General features: G+C 71.3%; 19 protein-coding genes. 9 read left to right on the forward strand and 10 right to left on the reverse strand.

What is annotated here, in order from left to right; genetic code table 11:
* Window positions 1-19: 19 nt before the first annotated feature.
* From FBZ83_RS29235 to FBZ83_RS29265, 7 genes are all read left to right on the forward strand, one after another.
* Window positions 20-964: a DMT family transporter gene (locus FBZ83_RS29235; RefSeq protein WP_145690255.1), complete on the forward strand. Its 945-nt coding sequence runs from the start codon at window positions 20-22 to the stop codon at window positions 962-964.
* Window positions 965-1,113: 149 nt separating this feature from the next.
* Entirely contained in the window at window positions 1,114-2,046 is a 933-nt protein-coding gene (locus FBZ83_RS29240; protein ID WP_145690256.1) for a sugar kinase, read from the forward strand.
* A gap of 22 nt (window positions 2,047-2,068) precedes the next feature.
* Window positions 2,069-2,818, forward strand: a complete 750-nt coding sequence (locus FBZ83_RS29245) for a GntR family transcriptional regulator (protein ID WP_145690257.1) — start codon at window positions 2,069-2,071, stop codon at window positions 2,816-2,818.
* The gene (gene eda, locus FBZ83_RS29250) at window positions 2,815-3,450 is read left to right on the forward strand and encodes a bifunctional 4-hydroxy-2-oxoglutarate aldolase/2-dehydro-3-deoxy-phosphogluconate aldolase (protein WP_014199635.1); all 636 of its coding nucleotides are present in this window, start codon (window positions 2,815-2,817) and stop codon (window positions 3,448-3,450) included. The genes FBZ83_RS29245 and eda overlap by 4 nt, the downstream gene beginning before the upstream one ends.
* Window positions 3,451-3,455: 5 nt before the next feature.
* Window positions 3,456-4,490 carry a Gfo/Idh/MocA family protein gene (locus tag FBZ83_RS29255; RefSeq protein WP_145690258.1) on the forward strand — a complete coding sequence of 345 codons (1,035 nt, stop codon included), beginning with the start codon at window positions 3,456-3,458 and terminating at the stop codon, window positions 4,488-4,490.
* Between the two features lie 285 nt (window positions 4,491-4,775).
* The gene (gene msrP / locus FBZ83_RS29260; RefSeq protein ID WP_145690259.1) at window positions 4,776-5,723 is read left to right on the forward strand and encodes a protein-methionine-sulfoxide reductase catalytic subunit MsrP; all 948 of its coding nucleotides are present in this window, start codon (window positions 4,776-4,778) and stop codon (window positions 5,721-5,723) included.
* A 1-nt stretch (window position 5,724) separates the two neighbouring features.
* Window positions 5,725-6,369, forward strand: coding sequence for a sulfite oxidase heme-binding subunit YedZ (locus FBZ83_RS29265; RefSeq protein ID WP_145690260.1), 645 nt, complete (start codon window positions 5,725-5,727; stop codon window positions 6,367-6,369).
* Window positions 6,370-6,376: 7 nt separating this feature from the next.
* Here FBZ83_RS29265 and FBZ83_RS29270 read toward each other — a convergent pair whose 3' ends face one another.
* The 3 genes from FBZ83_RS29270 to FBZ83_RS29280 are packed head-to-tail and all read right to left on the reverse strand — an operon-like array spanning window position 6,377 to window position 9,217.
* Complete coding sequence (locus tag FBZ83_RS29270) at window positions 6,377-7,180, reverse strand: ABC transporter ATP-binding protein (protein ID WP_145690261.1); 804 nt, start codon at window positions 7,178-7,180, stop codon at window positions 6,377-6,379.
* Window positions 7,177-8,262, reverse strand: a complete 1,086-nt coding sequence (locus FBZ83_RS29275) for a FecCD family ABC transporter permease (RefSeq protein WP_247888528.1) — start codon at window positions 8,260-8,262, stop codon at window positions 7,177-7,179. The genes FBZ83_RS29270 and FBZ83_RS29275 overlap by 4 nt, the downstream gene beginning before the upstream one ends.
* Window positions 8,186-9,217 carry an iron ABC transporter substrate-binding protein gene (locus FBZ83_RS29280; protein WP_145690262.1) on the reverse strand — a complete coding sequence of 344 codons (1,032 nt, stop codon included), beginning with the start codon at window positions 9,215-9,217 and terminating at the stop codon, window positions 8,186-8,188. Before FBZ83_RS29280 ends, FBZ83_RS29275 begins: the two co-directional genes overlap by 77 nt.
* A 336-nt stretch (window positions 9,218-9,553) precedes the next feature.
* Between FBZ83_RS29280 and FBZ83_RS29285 the strand changes: the two genes are divergently transcribed.
* Both FBZ83_RS29285 and purT read left to right on the forward strand, forming a co-directional pair.
* Complete coding sequence (locus FBZ83_RS29285) at window positions 9,554-10,051, forward strand: hypothetical protein (protein WP_145690263.1); 498 nt, start codon at window positions 9,554-9,556, stop codon at window positions 10,049-10,051.
* Between the two features lie 97 nt (window positions 10,052-10,148).
* Window positions 10,149-11,318, forward strand: coding sequence for a formate-dependent phosphoribosylglycinamide formyltransferase (purT, locus tag FBZ83_RS29290; RefSeq protein WP_145690264.1), 1,170 nt, complete (start codon window positions 10,149-10,151; stop codon window positions 11,316-11,318).
* A 61-nt stretch (window positions 11,319-11,379) separates the two neighbouring features.
* Here purT and FBZ83_RS29295 read toward each other — a convergent pair whose 3' ends face one another.
* The 7 genes from FBZ83_RS29295 to FBZ83_RS29320 all read right to left on the reverse strand — a co-directional run bounded on the left by FBZ83_RS29295 (window position 11,380) and on the right by FBZ83_RS29320 (window position 17,650).
* Window positions 11,380-11,655, reverse strand: a complete 276-nt coding sequence (locus tag FBZ83_RS29295; RefSeq protein WP_145690265.1) for a cytochrome C oxidase subunit IV family protein — start codon at window positions 11,653-11,655, stop codon at window positions 11,380-11,382.
* Between the two features lie 4 nt (window positions 11,656-11,659).
* A complete protein-coding gene (locus FBZ83_RS29300; protein ID WP_145690266.1) occupies window positions 11,660-12,262 on the reverse strand; it encodes a cytochrome c oxidase subunit 3 family protein in 603 nt (200 codons plus the stop codon).
* 124 nt (window positions 12,263-12,386) lie between these two features.
* Complete coding sequence (locus tag FBZ83_RS31605; protein ID WP_186466223.1) at window positions 12,387-12,542, reverse strand: hypothetical protein; 156 nt, start codon at window positions 12,540-12,542, stop codon at window positions 12,387-12,389.
* A 92-nt stretch (window positions 12,543-12,634) separates the two neighbouring features.
* Window positions 12,635-13,840 (reverse strand): CoA transferase, encoded by a 1,206-nt coding sequence (locus tag FBZ83_RS29305; protein WP_145690267.1) that lies wholly within the window; start codon window positions 13,838-13,840, stop codon window positions 12,635-12,637.
* 159 nt (window positions 13,841-13,999) lie between these two features.
* The gene (locus FBZ83_RS29310) at window positions 14,000-14,752 is read right to left on the reverse strand and encodes a glucose 1-dehydrogenase (protein WP_145690268.1); all 753 of its coding nucleotides are present in this window, start codon (window positions 14,750-14,752) and stop codon (window positions 14,000-14,002) included.
* Window positions 14,753-14,889: 137 nt separating this feature from the next.
* A complete protein-coding gene (locus FBZ83_RS29315; protein WP_014199620.1) occupies window positions 14,890-15,849 on the reverse strand; it encodes a LysR family transcriptional regulator in 960 nt (319 codons plus the stop codon).
* Between the two features lie 112 nt (window positions 15,850-15,961).
* A complete protein-coding gene (locus FBZ83_RS29320) occupies window positions 15,962-17,650 on the reverse strand; it encodes an acyl-CoA dehydrogenase family protein (RefSeq protein ID WP_145690269.1) in 1,689 nt (562 codons plus the stop codon).
* Between the last annotated feature and the right edge of the window lie 4 nt (window positions 17,651-17,654).

The raw sequence follows: 17,654 nt of genomic DNA on the forward strand, positions 1-17,654 counted from the left end.
CTGGAAGCGCCCTCCGGCCATGCCCGACTGCTCCCGACCCCCGGAAGGGGTGTCCGCCGCCCAGACCATGCCGTCCCATGGCCGCGAGCGCCGCGACGATCCCGTGCGCGGCATTTTGATGGTCGTCGCCGCGGTCTTCTTCTTCTCCTGTTCCGACGCGACGGCGAAGTATCTGGCCCAGACGCTGCCCTCCATCGAGATCGGATGGATGCGCTACGTCGGCTTCACCACGCTGCTGCTGCCTCTGATGATCCGCGGCGGCCCGCCGGTGATGAAGACCGCCAGCCCCGGCCTCCAGGTCCTGCGCGGGCTGGGCATGCTGGGGTCGGCGCTGTTCTTCATCATGGGCATGCATTATCTGCCCCTGGCCGAGGCGGCGGCGACCAGCTACGTCTCGCCGGTCTTCGTCACGGTGCTGTCGATCCTGGTGCTGGGCGAGAAGATTGGGCCACGCCGCTGGGCGGCGGTGCTGGTCGGCCTGCTCGGCGTGCTGATCGTCATCCGGCCCGGTGGGGCGGCCTTCCAGCCGGCGGCCATCTTCCCCATCCTGTCGGCGATGAGTTGGGCGACCGGCGTGGTCATCACCCGCAAGATGACCGGGCAGGAGCACCCCACCACCACCCTGATCTGGTCCGCCCTGACCGGCCTTGCCGTGCTGACGGTGCTGCTGCCCTTCAACGTCACCATGCCGACCGCGACGGAGGTGGCGCTTGGCGCCCTGATCGGTCTGGTCTCGACCATGGGGCAATGGCTGATGGTGCAGGCCTACCGCTTCGGCGAGGCGTCGGTGCTGGCCCCCTGCTCCTACGTGCAGATCGTCTGGTCGACGCTGCTGGGCTTCCTGATCTTCGACGCCCTGCCCGACCACTGGACCTTCCTCGGCACCGGAATCATCATCGCCAGCGGCCTCTACACCGCCCACCGCGAGCGGCTGCGCAAGAAGCAGCAGCAAAACGCCGCATGACCACAGCAACGGCCGGGGCCCGAAAAGCCTTGCCTCGGATATTGATATATTAGTATACTTGCCCCCAGGAGGCACGGGACTAAAAACCCGTGCTGTTCGAACTCTTTAGCACAGACCGGCGGGGTTGGTCCGTCGGACGGGGGATGGCGATGGGTGAGTCCGCGCGCCGGGTTGCGGCCCTTGGCGAATGCATGATCGAGCTGGTGCGCCGTCCCGACGGGACCTTCACCATGGGCTTCGGCGGCGACACCCTGAACACCGCCGTCTACATGGCGCGGCTGGGCGTGGCAACCGATTACGTGACGGCGCTGGGCGATGACGGCAACAGCGACGCCATGGTCGCCACCTGGGAAGGCGAAGGGGTCGGCACCGGCCATGTGCTGCGCGTCCCCAACCGCGTCCCCGGCCTCTACATGATCGAGACCGACGACAGCGGCGAACGGCGCTTCCTCTACTGGCGCGATTCCGCGCCGGCCCGCGACCTGTTCGTGCTGCCCGACAGCCCGGCGCTGGTCGCCGATCTGGAAAACTACGACCTGCTCTACATGTCGGGCATCAGCCTGGCCATCTGGGGCGAGCGCGGGCGGGAGGTGCTGTTCCCCATGCTCGACCGCCTGCGCGAGCGCGGCGGCCGCGTCGCCTTCGACACCAACTGGCGCCCCCGCCTGTGGCCCGACCGCGAGACGGCGCAGCGCGCCTACGACGCGATGCTCGAACGCGCCGACATCGCCCTGCCGGGCGTCGAGGACCTGCGCGGCCTCTACGGCGACGCCGATGCCGACACCGCCATGGCCCGCGTGCGCGATGCCGGTGTGACCGAAATCGTGCTCAAGCTGGAGAAGCCGGGCTGCATCGTCTCCGCCCCCGGCCTCGAGGAGACCGTGCCGTCGGAAAAGGTCGCCAAGGTCGTGGACACCACCGCGGCGGGCGACAGCTTCAGCGCCGGCTACCTCAGCGCCCGCCTGAAGGGCCTCGGCCCGGTGGAGGCGGCGCGCTCCGCCCACCGCATCGCCGCCGTGGTCATCCAGCACCGCGGCGCCGTCATCCCGCGCGACGCCATGGCGTCCGTGCTGGACGGCTGATCCCCTGACGGAGGGACCCTCCATGCCCCCAGGCCAACCTTCTACGGGCCCGGCCACGACCGTTCCCGCCATTGTCAAGCCGCCCCGCGCGTCGCAGCGCGGGACCACGGCGGCGGCGGCGATCTACCGCGACCTGCGGGCCGACATCGTGTCGCTGGCCCGCAAGCCGGGCGACCCGATCGTGGAGAAGCTGGTGGCCGAAGCCTTCGGCGTCAGCCGCACCCCGGTGCGCGAGGCCGTCCTGCGGCTGGCCGACGAGGGGCTGGTGGAGGTCTTTCCGCAATCGGGCACCTTCGTGGCCCGCATCCCCATCGCCGCCCTGCCGGAAGCCAACCTGATCCGCAAGACGCTGGAGCAGGCGACCGTCCGCTTCGCGGCGGAACGCGCCACCCGCAGCCAGGTCGCCGCCCTCCAGGCCAATCTGGAGCGCCAGCGCGAGGTGGACGCCTCAGGCTGCGCCGACGGCTTCCATCAGGCGGACGAGGCGTTCCACGCGCTGATCGCCGACATCGCCGGCTACCCCGGTTTCTGGCCGATCACCCAGCAGGTGAAGGTGCAGATCGACCGCTGCCGCCACATGACCCTTCCCTACCCCGGCCGCCTGGCGACCGTCATCGCCGAGCACGAGGCCATCGTCGCCGCCATCGCGGACCATGACCCCGACCGCGCGGTGACGGCGCTCGGCGACCACATCGACGGCCTGCTGCTGACCATCGACGACATGCGGCACGCCACCCCACTCTACTTCTCTCCTGCCGAGGCCCTGACATGACCCACCCGCGTCTTGAACCCTCCCTGTCCGGCCCGCGCATCGTCCCGGTCCTCGTCCTCGACGAGCCGGACACCGCGGTCGCCCTGGCCGAGGCGCTGGTCGCCGGCGGCCTGACTACGCTGGAGGTGACGCTGCGCACCCCCGCGGCGCTGGCCTGCGCGGAGGCCATCGCCGCCCGCGTTCCGGGCGCCCTAGTCGGTCTCGGCACGCTGATCCGGCCCGAGCAGTTCGCCCAGGCCCGCGACGCCGGCGCCCGCTTCGTCGTCAGCCCCGGCCTGACCGACCGCCTGGCCGAGGCCGCCAAGACCGCCGGCCTGCCCTATCTGCCGGGCATCGCCACGGTGGCCGAGGCGCTGATCGCCATGGAGCACGGCTTCCGCGAGCTGAAGTTCTTCCCGGCGATGCTGAACGGCGGCGCCCCGGCGCTGCGCGGCATGGCGCCGCTGATGCCGGAGATCCGCTTCTGCCCGACCGGCGGCCTCAAGGCGGAGCATGTGAAGGAGATCCTGTCGCTCCCCAACGTCTTCGCGCTCGGCGGCACTTGGCTGACCCCGGCCGACGCCGTGAAGGAGCGCCGCTGGTCCGAGATCGAGCGGCTGGCCCGCGAGGCCTCCGCCCTGGCCCAGGGCTGACCGGCATGACGGGGCGCCGCCGCGTCGGCGTGATCGGGCTGGGCATGGCGGCGACGCCGCACGCCCAGAGCCTGCTGGATCTGGCGGACCGGGTGGAGGTGGCGGGCTGCTTCAGCCCGTCGGCCGAGCGGCGAGCCGCCTTCGCGGCGCGCTTCGGCCTGCCGGCGGTGGACCGGGCGGAGGCGATCCTCGACGATCCCACCGTCTCCGCCGTCCTGCTGCTGACCCCGCCGGACACCCACGCCGACCTCGTCGCCCGCTGCGCCGCCGCCGGCAAGCATGTCCTTCTGGAAAAGCCGCTGGACGCCACGCCCGCCGGCTGCCGCGCCGTGGTGGAGAGCATGGAGCGCGCCGCGCTGACGCTCGGCGTCATGCTCCAGCACCGCTTCCGCGCCGCCGCCGAACGGCTGGCGGAGCTGCTGCGCACCGGCACGCTGGGCCGCCCGCTGTCGGCCTCCGTCGTGGTGCGCTGGTGGCGCGACGACGCCTACTACGCCCAGCCGGGACGCGGCATGAAGGCGCGCGACGGCGGCGGCGTGCTGCTGACCCAGGCCATCCACACGCTCGACCTCTATGTCAGCCTGCTTGGCCTGCCACGGGAGGTGGCCGCCTTCGCCAACACCAGCGGCCTGCGCCCCATCGACACCGAGGACGTGGTGTGCGCCGCCCTGCGCTACGACGGCGGGCTGCTCGCCACGGTGGACGCCACCACCGCGGCCTATCCCGGCTACCCGGAGCGCATCGAGATCGCCGGCACCGCCGGCTCCGCCCTGCTGACCGGCGACCGGCTGGAGGTGCAGCTGCGCTCCGGCGAAACGGTCCAGGCGGGGGAAACGGCGGGCACGCTGGGCGGCGGGGCCGACCCGATGGCCTTCTCCAACGCCCACCACCGCGCCGTCCTGGCCGACTTCCTCGACGCGCTCGACCACGGCACCCAGCCGCGCGTGTCCGGGCGGGAGGCGCTGAAGGTCCACCGGCTGATCGAGGCGATCCTCAAATCCTCGGAAAGCGGCGCCGTCACGGCGGTTCCGGAAGGCTGAGACGGGTACGTCGCTCCCCTATCCCGCCCCGGGAGAGGGTGCCCGCGCAGCGGGCGGGTGAGGGTCTTGCAAAGATAAGGCGCTTATTCTTGGCGTCACCCTCACCCTCCCACCGCTTCGCGGCGGGTCCCTCCCTCTCCCGGGGCGGGAGAGGGGCTCGAAGACTCCTCACCTTCCGCTCACGAACTCGTGTCCCGCGCTTGATTTGCCGGGAGCGGCGACCAAGGCTAGATGAGGGATGGGGGGCGCTGCCGCCTCCCGTCGGCTTTCCTGTGGAGAGTGTTCATGCTCATCAAAGTCCGGAGCGCGTCGCAAGCCAGCGAGAACGAGGTGACGCCCCGCGGCCTGTTCCTGTCCCGGCGCTCGATCATGGCCGGCGGCGCCGCAGCCCTGGCGCTCGGCGGCACGGGTGCCCTCTCGGGCCCGGCGCTGGCCGCGCCCTTCCAGGCCCCGCTGACGGTCAGCCCGAAGGACCCCAAGATGGACGCCCAGACTCCGATGAAGTCGGCGACCAGCTACAACAATTTCTATGAGTTCGGGACGGACAAGACCGACCCGTCCGAGAACGCCGGCACGCTGCGCACCCGTCCGTGGGAGATCGCGGTGGACGGCGATGTCGGGAAGCCCACCACCTTCGGCATCGAGGACCTGCTGGCCTTCCCGCTGGAGGAGCGCGTCTATCGCCTGCGCTGCGTCGAGGGCTGGTCGATGGTCATCCCCTGGGTCGGCTTCCCGCTGGCCGAGCTGTTGAAGCGCGTCGACCCGACCGGCAACGCCAAGTACGTCGCCTTCCAGACGCTGGCCGACCGCTCGCAGATGCCCGGCCTGAAGTATCCCGTGCTGCAATGGCCCTACGTGGAGGGGCTGCGCATGGACGAGGCCATGCACCCGCTGACCATCCTGGCGGTCGGCATGTACGGCGAGACGCTGCCCAACCAGAACGGCGCGCCGGTGCGGCTGGTCGTGCCGTGGAAGTACGGCTTCAAGTCGATCAAGTCGATCGTCCGCATCACCCTGACGCAGGATCAGCCGCCGACCTCCTGGAACCGTTCGCAGCCGCGCGAGTACGGTTTCTATTCGAACGTGAACCCGGAGGTCGACCACCCGCGCTGGAGCCAGGCGACGGAGCGCCGCGTCGGCGAGTTCTCGCGCCGCAAGACGCTGCCCTTCAACGGCTATGGCGAGGAGGTGGCGTCCCTCTACACCGGCATGGATCTGCGGAAGAACTACTGAGATGGCCGCAACGTCGAAAGGCCCGGTCGCCCTGGCGCTGTCCTCGCGCTGGGCGAAGCCGGTGGTGTTCGCCCTGGGCCTGCTTCCGCTCGGCTGGATGGTCTGGCTGGGCATGAGCGGCGGGCTGGGGGCGGAGCCGGTGGCCGAGGCGGTGCGGCAGAGCGGGCTGTGGGCGCTGCGCCTGCTGCTGGTCGCGCTGGCCGTCACGCCGCTGCGCATCCTGACGGGGCAGGCGGGGCTGGCGCGCTTTCGCCGGATGATCGGGCTGTTCGCCTTCTTCTACGCGCTGCTTCACGTCTCCGTTTACGTCGGGGTGGACCAGTTCTTCGACTGGGCGGCGGTGTGGAAGGACATCGTGAAGCGGCCCTACATCACGGTCGGCATGGGCGCCTTCGTGATCCTGACGGCGCTGGCCGCGACCTCGACCAACGGCATGGTGCGGCGGCTCGGCGGGCGGCGCTGGAAGGCGCTGCACAAGGCGGTGTTCGTCGCCGGGGCGGCGGGCTGCGTCCATTACGTGATGCTGGTCAAGGGCTGGCAGTACCCGCCCTTCGTCTACGCGGCGATCCTCCTGGGGCTGGTCGCGCTGCGCTACGCGAAGTCGCCGGCGGCGGGGCGGCGGCTCTCCCCGTCCTACCGGACCTGAGCCCGCCTCAGCCCCGTCTCTTGAGCCCGACCGGCAGACACACGCGCATCCCGTCCGCCCCCACGGCCACCACCTCGACCTCCGTCCCGTAGACCTCGCGCATCATGGCGGCGGTGATGACCGCCTCCGGCGTGCCGAAGCGGGCCAGCCGGCCGCCGTGCAGCAGCGCCACCCGGTCGGCGATGGCGAAGGCCTGCTCCGGATGGTGGGTGGAGAAGACGACCGTCAGCCCCTCTCCCCCCTCGCCGTCCGCCAGCCGACGCACCTGCTCCAGCACGCGGACCTGATTGCCGAAGTCCAGGCTGGCGGTCGGCTCGTCCAGCACCAGCACGCGCGGCGCCTGGGCCAGGGCGCGGGCGATCAGGGCCATCTGCCGCTCGCCGCCGCTGATGCGCAGCCAGTCACGCTCGGCCAGATGCCCGATGCCCAGCCGCTCCAGCGCGGCCTCGGCGGCGGCGTGGTCGGACGCGGCGGGGGCGCTGAAGGCGCCGCGGTGGGCGGTGCGGCCCATCAGCACCATCTCGCGCACGGTGAAGGGAAACTGCCCGGCTCCCGCCTGCGGGACATAGCCGAAGGCCAGCGCCCGGCGGCGCGGCGACCAGCCGGCGGTGTCCTCGCCATCGACGTGCACCCGCCCCCCGCGCGGCGGCAGCAGGCCGAGCAACGTCTTGAACAGCGTCGTCTTGCCGCCGCCGTTGGGGCCGAGCAGGCACAGCACCTCCCCCGCCGCCACGGCGAAGCCGACCCCGGCACCGACCACCCGCCCGCCGTAGCCGAAGGCGAGATCCTCCACCGACAGCCGCGCGCTCATGACCAGCCGCGCTTTCCGAAGGCGAGCAGCCAGAGGAAGACCGGCGTGCCGATCACCGCGGTCAGAACGCCCAGCGGCAGCTCCACCGGCCCCAGGCTGCGCGCCAGCGTATCCACCGCCAGCAGATAGGCCGCCCCCAGCAGCACCGCCGTGGGCAGCAGCCGGACGAAGGCCGGGCCGACCATCAGCCGGGCGAGGTGCGGCACCAGCAGCCCGACCCAGCCGACGATGCCGCTGACCGACACCGCGGCGGCGGTCATCAGCGTCGCCGCCGCGATCACCACCACCCGCACCACCCGCACCGGCACGCCGAGCGCCGTCGCCTCCTCGTCGCCCAGTGTCATGACGTCCAGCCGCCAGCGCAGCAGCACCAGCGGCAGCAGCGCCACCGCCACCGGCGGGACCAGCGCCGCGAGGTCGCCGCGGTTGACCGCCGACAGGCTGCCGAGCAGCCAGAAGGTGATCGCCGGCAACTGGTTGTAGGGGTCGGCCAGATACTTCAGCAGCGCCACGCCGGAGCCCAGCAGCGCCCCGATCACCACGCCGCCCAGCACCAGGACCAGCACCGGGTCCCGCCCGCGGATGGCCGAGGCGACGGCCAGCACCACCCCGACCGCCAGCAGCCCGCCCGCGAAGGCCATGCCCTGGATGGCGAGGACCGGCAGCGAGGCGAAGATGCCCAGCACCGCCCCCAGCGCCGCCCCCGACGACACGCCGAGGATGTCCGGCGAGACCAACGGGTTGCGGAACAGCCCCTGGTACGCCGCACCCGAGGCGGCCAGCCCCGCCCCGACCAGCATGGCGGTCAGCACGCGCGGGCCGCGGATGTCCCAGATCACCGTCTCCACCGCCGGGGCGACGGCGGCGCTCCCGAGCCCCAGCTTCGCCGCGAGCAGCCCGGCCAGTTCCCCCGGTGGGACGGGGTAGGCGCCGGTGCTGAAGGCGACGCAGACCGCGGCGACCAGCAGCGCGGCCACCCCGCCCAGCGTCAGCGCGAAGGGGACCTCACCCCGGCGGGCGGCTGCCGGCGAGGAGGGCGTCGATCTGCTGCGCGGTGGGCTCCCGGTGGTAGAAGAGGGCATAGAAACGTCGCGTCTCCTCGCGCAGATCCTCCGGAAACAGCTCCGGATAGAGGACGGCGCCCAGCCAGCGCAGGCCGAGCAGGCGGTTGGCGGCGGGCGGGGAATCGATCCAGGTGAAGGGCAGCCCCGGCGAGAGGTAGACGCGGCGGTCGCGCACCGCCTTCACCCCCTGCCACAGCGGGTCGGTCCACACGCTCTCGTAGAAGCCGCGGTCGATGGTGACGATGGCGTCCGGCTGCCAGGCCAGCACCTGCTCCATCGACACGTTGACCAGCCCGCCGTTGCCGAGGTTTTCCGCCGCGACGTTGCGCACCCCGGCGACGTCCAGCGCCTCGACGTTGATCGAGCCGCGGATGCCGGTCTGCAGGCCGCGCGGCCCGCGCGCCATGTAGACCTTCAGCCGCCGGTCCTCCGGCACGCCGTCGAAGCGCCGGCGCACCTCGGCCAGCGTCGTCTCGGCGTAGCGGGCCAACTCCTCCCCCCGCTCCGCCACGCCCATCAGCGCGCCGAGCGTGCGGAAGGTGCGCGCGGAGTCGGCGAGATGCCCGTCGATCAGCAGCGTCGGCACCCGTGTCTGCTCCTGCACCCGGTCGGCCAGCGAGACGAAGGTCGGGGCGGTGCTGCCGACATCGACGACGACGTCCGGCTTCGCGGCCACCACGGTTTCCAGGTTGACGGTGTTGCCGCGCCCGGTCAGCCGCCCCAGCTCCGGCAGGTCGGCGTAGCGGTCGGGCAGGAAGGGCCGCTCCGGCGGGCTGATCGCCCGCGTCCAGCCCAGCAATTTCTCGGGTGCCAGCATGTAGACGACGACGGAGGCCGGCGGCCCGGCGGGGAATACGCGCTCCACCCGCTCCGGCACGGCGACGCGGCGCCCGGACGAGTCCGTGACGACCCGCTCCGCCGCCGCCGGCCCGGCCAGCAGGGCGAGCAGCAGCCCGGTGCCCACGCCTAGCATCCATCCACGCCTGCCCGCACCACCCTCCATTCGCCACCACCTCCATGGACCCGTGTTCAAAGTCCCCTCTCCCCTCCGGGGAGAGGGTTTAGGGTGAGGGGGGTGCGCTTTTGCCGAACGCCGCGACACGCGCATCCCCCTCACCGGCCCTGCGGGCCACCCTCTCCCCAGAGGGGAGAGGGTTGGATTAACCGCCCCTCCAAAGCATGGGGTCTGCACCCGCCACCGTCCATAGGACAAGCACGCCAAGCGCGAAGGTCACGCTTTGACCACGGGCGGCCTCCCCATCCGAACGGATAGGGTGCCGCGTTCTGCCCACAAAGCCCGTACCGCCCGATGACCGCATCCCCCCTTCGTCGCGCCACCCTCGCCGCCGCCGCCCTGCTCGCGCTGTCCGGCTGCGCCGGCTTCGGCTCGGCGGTCACGGGAGTGACCACGGCGGGCGTGGCGGCGACGGTCGGTTCGGCCACCGGCAACCCGGTGCTGGGCATCATCGCCGGCGCCGGGGCCAGCTACGGCATCGACCAGGGCGTGAAATACGCGGAGCGGCGGATCACCGACAACGTCCACAACGCCGTCGCCCGCGCCGCCGGTCCGCTCGCCGTCGGGCAGGCGGCGACCTGGACGGTGGAGGAAAAGCTGCCGCTGAGCGGCAAGACCGGCACCGTGCAGGTGGCCCGCGGCTTCGGCGAGGCGATCCCCTGCAAGGATGTGGTCTTCACGCTCGACGACGACCCGGACTTCAACGTCACCACCATCTGCCGGGCCAAGAACGGCCAGTGGCGCTGGGCGCTGGCCGAACCCGCCACCCGGCGCTGGGGCAGCCTGCAATAGCGCCCGGTCCATGCGGCGTACGCATGCGTTCAGCCATGTACGGGCGGCCCGCGTTGGGGTAAAGCTCCGCGGGCGTCTGCGTCACGGGAGTCCGCGCATGTTCACGGCCAAAATCCTACTTCTCGGCTCGGGCGAACTCGGGAAGGAGTTCGTCATCGCCGCCAAGCGCCTCGGCTGCGAGGTCATCGCCTGCGACAGCTACGCCAACGCCCCGGCGATGCAGGTCGCCGACGCGGCGGAGGTCTTCTCCATGCTCGACCCGGACGCCCTGCGCGCAGCCATCGCCAAGCACACGCCCGACTTCATCGTGCCGGAGGTCGAGGCCATCCGCACCGAGGTGCTGCACGAGTTCGAGGACGCCGGCCTGACCGTCGTCCCCTCCGCCCGCGCCGCCACCATGACCATGAACCGCGACCGCATCCGCGAGGTCGCCGCGGTGGAATTGGGCCTGCGCACCTCCAAGTACCGCTACGCCGAAAGCCTGGAGGAGGTGATCGCCGGGGCGGAGCACACCGGCCTGCCCTGCGTCATCAAGCCGGTCATGTCCTCTTCCGGCAAGGGGCAGAGCACCGTCCGCACCGCCGGAGAGCTTGAGGCCGCCTGGACCTACGCCGTCGCCAACATGCGCGGCGACCGCCGGAAGGTCATCGTCGAGGAGTTCGTGCCCTTCGAGTACGAGATCACCCTGCTGACCGTCCGCACCCGCGAGGGCATCCTGTTCTGCGAGCCGATCGGCCACCGGCAGGAGCGCGGCGACTATCAGGAATCCTGGCAGCCGGTGCCGATGCCCGCGGCGCTGCTCGACGACGCCAAGGACATGGCGGCGAAGGTCGTGGACAATCTCGGCGGCTACGGCATCTTCGGCGTCGAGTTCTTCGTCACCAGGGACGAGGTCGTCTTCTCCGAGCTGTCGCCGCGCCCGCACGACACCGGCATGGTGACCCTGCTGTCGCAGAACCTGTCGGAGTTCGACCTGCACGCCCGCGCCATCCTGGGCCTGCCGATCCCGGCGATCCACGTTCATGGCCCAGCCGCCTCTGCCGTCATCCTGGCCGACCGCGAGGCCGAGCGCTTCGCCATCGAGGGTCTGGCCGACGCGATGCGCGTCGGCAACGCGGAGCATGACGTGGACGTCCGCCTGTTCGGCAAGCCGACGACCCGCAAGAACCGCCGCATGGGCGTCGCGCTCGCCGCCGGCACCGACACCGACGACGCGCGCGAGCGCGCGCTGAAGGCGGCTTCGGCGATCAGCATCCGTTACGAGTGAGGGTGCGGAGCCGGGCGCGACCGTCGGTCTCCGACGGCGCGACCCGGCTGCGAACCACCGCTCAGCGCAGAGCCGCGCCGATCATCGGATAGAGGACGTAGATCCCGAAGAGCGCCACCCCCAGCAGGGTGAGCAGACTCCGGAACCCCGCCCGCCAGCCGCCGTCCGCGCGGTGAAGGTCCAGGTAGTGGGTGAGAATCCGGTCGGCCTTGACGGTGGCCGCGGCGAGGACGAGTCCGACCCCGAGCGGGCCGAGAGTGCCGGTGCCATGCCCCGCCCACATCGAGACGGCGGTGAGCAGCATCAGCATCACCCAGGTGCGTGTCAGGATGGCCATCGCCTCACCTCAGCAGATAGACGATGGGGTAGAGCAGCACCCAGATCAGGTCCACCATGTGCCAGAAGGCGGCCCCGGTCTCCAGGTTCTCCAGACTGTCCCACCATGTGACGATGCCCAGGATGACGATCCCCGCGGCGACGTGCATCGCGTGGAAGCCGGTCAGCAGATAATAGAGCTGGAAGAAGCTGTTGGTCTCCAGCGTCAGGTCCCGGCCGATCTTGTCGCCGTACTCGACCGCCTTGATGGCGAGGAACACGCCGCCGAGGGCCATCGCGCCGAGCATCGCCACCCGGTGGGAGCGGCCCAAGGCCCGGCGCCGCACGGCGACGGCGACCAGCCAGCCGCTCGTCACCAGAACCATGGTGTTCACGCCGCCGAGCAGACGGTCCAGCTGCGCCTGCGACGCGTCAAAGGTCGCCGGGTCCAGCGCGCGCGTCACCGCGAAGGCGATGAACATCGCCCCGAAGGCCGCCAGCTCCCCCAGGATGAGAATCCACATCATGGGGTTGCCGGGCAGGCTGGAGAGAGGCCCCCAATCGGCGGCCTCCCCGTCCGCAGCGTCCTCCGCAGCGACGACCGCCGTCGGCGCGGAAATCTCCGTCATGTCCGCTGTCCTTCCGGAAGTGATGACCGGAAGGGACCATGACGCGGGAGACGGACGCCGTCTTTGCCCGAGGGCAAACTCGCGGCCCGTTTCCGATCAGTTGGCGCCGATCGTCAAACGCCGGTCACTGATAGCCGCCCTTATTCGCACGCTCCCGCGCGGCGTCCTCCTGGGCCTTGGTCATCTCGTCCTTGGTCGCCGCCGGCTGGTCGTCGGGCTTGCCGGTCGCGCGGTCGTTCTCGGCTTGCGGTTGGGAGTCGGTGTTGCGGTTGTCGCCCATCGCGTCATCCTCCGGCATGAGGCGGGCCGCTGCGGCCCGCCGTAAGCCTCACCAACACCCCCACGCGCCGGTCGTCTCATTCTCCCGCACGGTCAGGCGACGATGCCGGCGTCGTGCAGGCGGCCGATCTCGGCCGACGGCAGGCCGAGCAGGTCGGCCAGCACCGCGTCGGTGTCCTGCCCCAGCACGGGCGCCGGCCGGTGATCGGTGCGCTCGCCCAGGCCGGGGAAGCCGAGGGGCGAGCCGGGGACCAGCAGCGGCCCGACCTCCGGCTGCTCGACCTCGCGGAACAGCGGGTTGGCGGTGGAGCAGCGCGCGTCCTCCGCCACCAGTTGGCCGAAATCCCGGTACGGCCCCCACAGCACGCCCGCCCCGGCGAAGGTGCTCTCCACCTCGGCCAGGGTGCGGGCGGCGAACCAGGGGGCGAGCACGGCGGAGATGGCGTCGCGCGCCACGAAGCGCCCGCCCTCGTCGTTCATGTCCACGTCCATCAGCGGGCCGATCATCGCCAGCCGCTCGGTCAGCCCGGTCGCCTTGCCCAGCGCCTTCCACTGGCGGTTGGAAATGGCGACGACCATCGCCCGCCGCCCGTCGGCGGTGGCGAAATCGCGGCCGTAGGCGCCGTAGAGGTCGTTGCCCATCGGCGGTCGCACGGCGCCGTTGACCCGGACGTCGGCGAGGTAGCCGAGGTTGCCGACGGTCGCCAGCATGACGTCGGCCAGCGCCACGGTCACCTCCTGCCCGCGCCCGGTGCGCCGGCGGTGCCGTTCCGCCGCCAGCAGACCGGTCGCCAGATAGAGGCCGGCGGCGACGTCCCAGGCCGGCAGCACATGGTTCACCGGCTCGCCGCCGCGGCCGGTCGCCATCGGGAAGCCGCTGGCGCAGTTGACGGTGTAGTCGACCGCCGCCGATCCGTCCGGATTGCCGGTCAGCCGCAGCATGATCAGGTCGTCGCGTTTGGCCGACAGCGCCTCGTAGCCCATCCAGCCGCTGGCCGGCAGGTTGGTCAGCAGGAAGCCCGCGTTCTCGCCCGAGGCGGTGATGATCGCCTGGGCGATCTCCCGCCCCTCCGGCCGGTCGAGCGCCAGCGTCACCGACCGTTTCGCCTTGTTCAGCGCGGTCCAGTAGAGGCTGGTGCCGTTCGGCGCCACCGGCCAGCGCCGATAGTCGATGTTGCCGCCGATGGGGTCGATGCGGATCACCTCCGCGCCCAGCTGGGCCAGCGTCATGCCGCCCAGCGGGGCGGCGATGAAGGCCGACACCTCGACGACGCGCAGATCGGAGAGAAGCGAGGACATGGGAGTCTCGATCCAGATGGAAACAACGTGGTGGACGGGTGCCCCCACCCTAACCCTCCCCCGCTTCGCAGGGGAGGGGACTGCCGCCGCTCTCGCGAGAATCCCCCTCCCCTGCGAGAGCGGGGGAGGGTCGGGGTGGGGGCTAACGGCCGACGCGCCTTACACGCAGCGCCCGCCGTCGATCTCCAGCACCACGCCGGTCAGGAAGGCCGCCTCGTCCGACGCGAGGTAGAGGGCGGCGTTGGCGACGTCGGTCGGCTGGCCGAGGCGGCCCAGCGGCACGATGCCCATCATGCGCGCGCGCTTCTCCGGGGTGTCGCCACCCATGAAGGTGGCGAGCAGCGGCGTCTCGGTGGCGACCGGGGCGAGCGCGCAGACGCGGATGTTGTCGGGCGCCAGCTCCAGCGCCAGCGACTTGGTGATGTTGTGCACGGCGCCCTTGGTCGCGTTGTACCAGACCAGGCCCGGACGCGGCCGCAGGCCGGCGGTGGAGCCGAGGTTCAGGATCACGCCGGACTTCTGCGCCCGCATGGTCGCGACGACCGCCTTGGAGTAGAGGTAGATCGACTTGACGTTCAGCGCGAAGACGCGGTCGAACTCCTCCTCCGTCACATTCTCGAACGGGCCGTTGGCGTGGGTGGAGCCGGCGTTGTTGACCAGGATGTCCAGCCGCCCGAACTTCTCGACGGTGGCGGCGATGGTCATCTCGACGTCGGCCAGCTTGGTCACGTTGGCGGCGATCCCGATGGCGGACTCGCCCAGCCGTTCGGCGACGGCCTTGGCGGCGTCGCCGTTGATGTCCACGACCGCGACGCGGCCACCCTCGCGCACGAAGGTCTCGGCCATCGCGAGGCCCAGCCCCTGCGCCGCACCGGTGATCAGGGCGACCTTGCCGTCCAGACGCTTCGTCATTCTTGTTTCCTCCCCAAGGGATTATGTGGTGATGGGGAGGCTATCCGCGCCGCACCGGCCGTGCTATGGACCATCCGTCATAGCTGCTATCAGCCCGCACAGCCGGTCATGACCATCGCGTCAGGATGACCATCGCGTCAGGGCGCGCTGTTCTCCCCGGCGCTGCCGGGGGCGACGACCTTGCCCTTGAGCACGCCGTTGGCGACGCATTTCGCCACCTCGGCGTGGATCAGCCGCAGCAGGGCGCGCGTCGCCTTCGACACCGGCTGGTGCAGCGGCGTCGCGGTGACGAGCATGGCGTGCATGTCCTTGGAGCTGATTTCGCGGGCGATCAATCGGCCCTGGCGCACCTCGCGATGGACGGCGCCGAAGGGCAGGATGGTCGAACCCATGCCCTCCTCCACCAGCTGCTTGATGGCGGTGACGGAATCGATCTCCATGTCGACCTGGAGGTCGATGTCGGCCCGCCGCACCGCGGCGTCGACCACCCGGCGCAGGCCGTTCTCCAGCCCCGGCAGGACGAAGCGCAGGCCGCCCAGCGTCTCCACCTCGACCGGCCCGTCGTCGCCGGCCACCGCGTCCTTGGCGGGCTGGACGAGCAGAAGATTTTCGACGAGCAGCGGCGAGGACAGCATGCTGCGCCCCCGCCGGGCGTCGTAGAGCACGGCGAGGTCCAACCGCCCGCCCTCAACCCATTCCAGCAGCGTGCCGCTGAACACCTCGTGGATGCGCAGCGTGGCGTCGGGGTAGTTCTCGTGGAAGCGGCGGGCCAGCGGCGCCCCCAGCGTGGCGCAGATCGACGGGGGAAGTCCCAGCGTGACCGAGCCGGTCAGCCGTTCCGACTGGTCCTGGATCTCCTCCTTGATCTCCGACAGCGCGCCCAGCAGATGGCGCACCACGTCGTAGAGCTTGCGCCCCTGCTGGGTCAGCGAGACGCCGCGGCCATGGCGGTAGAACAGGCTGGTGCGCAGCTCATGCTCCAGCTTCTGGACCTGCCGGCTGAGCGCCGGCTGGGTGATGCCAAGCTTGACCGACGCCTTGGAAAAGCTGCCAAGGTCGGCCACCTGAACAAAGTAGCGCAGTTCCAGAAGTTCCATCGGAGGACAGGTCTCGTCGTTCGGCCTCCGCGTCGGATAGCGAATACGCCGGTATGACACAAGCGGAGTCCTGGCAGGTCAGTCCTGCCCGGTCCTCCGCCGTGTCTGGCGATCAATTGCGCCGGGTGAGCAGACCGCGCGCCACAACCTGGGCCTGGATTTCCGCCGCCCCTTCGAAAATATTCAGAATACGGGCATCGCACAGCACACGGCTGATCGGATACTCGACCGCGTAGCCGTTGCCGCCGTGGATCTGCACCGCGTTGTCGGCGTTCGACCAGGCGACGCGCGCGGCCAGCAGCTTCGCCATGCCGGCCTCGATGTCGCACCGGCGGTCGCTGTCCTTCTCCCGCGCGGCAAAATAGGTGAGCTGGCGGGCGATCATCGTCTCCACCGCCATCCAGGCGATCTTGCCGGCGACGCGCGGGAAGGCGGCGAGCGGGCGGCCGAACTGGACGCGCTCCTGGGCGTAGCGCAGACCAAGCTCCATCGCGTTCTGCGCCACGCCCACGGCGCGGGCGGCGGTCTGCACGCGGGCGGATTCGAAGGTCGCCATCAGCTGCTTGAAGCCCTGGCCCTCGACCCCGCCCAGCAGGTTGTCGCGCGGCACCGCGAAACCGTCGAAGCCGATCTCGTACTCCTTCATGCCGCGATAGCCGAGCACCGGGATCTCGCCGCCGCTCATGCCCTCGGCCGGGAAGGGGTCCGCCTCGCTGCCGCGCGGCTTCTCGGCGAGCAGCATCGACAGGCCGCGGTAGCCGGGGGCGTCCGGATCGGTGCGCACCAGCAGGGTCATCAGGTCCGACCGGCTGCCGTGGGTGATCCAGGTCTTCGCCCCGGTGACGCGGTAGGTGTCGCCGTCCAGCACGGCGCGGGTGCGCAGGCTGCCCAGGTCGGAGCCGGTGTTGGGCTCGGTGAAGACGGCGGTCGGCAGGATCTCGCCGGACGCGAGGCGCGGAAGCCAGCGCGCCCGCTGCTCGGCGGTGCCGCCCAGCCGGATCAGCTCGGCGGCGATCTCCGCGCGGGTACCCAGCGAGCCGACGCCGATATAGCCGCGCGACAGCTCCTCCGTCACCACGCACATGGCGAGCTTGCCCATGCCGAGCCCGCCATCCTCCTCCGGCACGGTCAGGCCGAAGACGCCCATCTCGGCCATCTGCTCGACGACCGGCATCGGGATCAGCTCGTCCTTCAGGTGCCACTCGTGGGCGTGCGGCTCCACCACGTCGGCGACGAAGCGGCGGAACTGCTCGCGCACCATGTCGAGCGCCTCGTCCTCCAGCGCCGCCTCGCCGAAGCCGCCGCCGTGCAGCGCGTCGGCCAGCCGCTCGGCGATGCGCAGCCGCAGGGCGGAGGCGTTGCCGGCGGCGATCAGCCGGCGCACCGCCTCGGTGCGGAAGGCGGCGCGCTCCGCGTCGTCCAGCCCGAAATCGGCGGGGCGGACGATCTCGCCCTGGCTCATCGCCAGACCGCCGTCGAGCTGGGCCAGATACTCGCCGAAGGCGGCCTGGAGCATGCAGGCCTCCAGCTCGCCCAGCCGGCCGGCGCGGTCCAGCCGCTCCGCCCAGCCCTGCATCTGGCGCAGCGCCTCGGCATAGGTCGCCACCCAGGCGAAGCCGTGCGCCGCCACCTGATGGCGGTCGAGCGCCGCCGCATCGACGCGCCCGTCCGGCGCCACCAGCGCGGCGACGCCGCGCTCGGCGGCCTCGGCCAGCCGCGCCACCGCGTCGAGCGCCGCCGCCGTGGTGGACAGCAGCTCGGGCAGCGGAAGCGGGCCGTTGGAGGTTGGGGTGGACGACATGGCG

The organism is Azospirillum brasilense (genome assembly GCF_007827815.1).
Classification (GTDB): Bacteria; Pseudomonadota; Alphaproteobacteria; order Azospirillales; family Azospirillaceae; genus Azospirillum; species Azospirillum brasilense_C.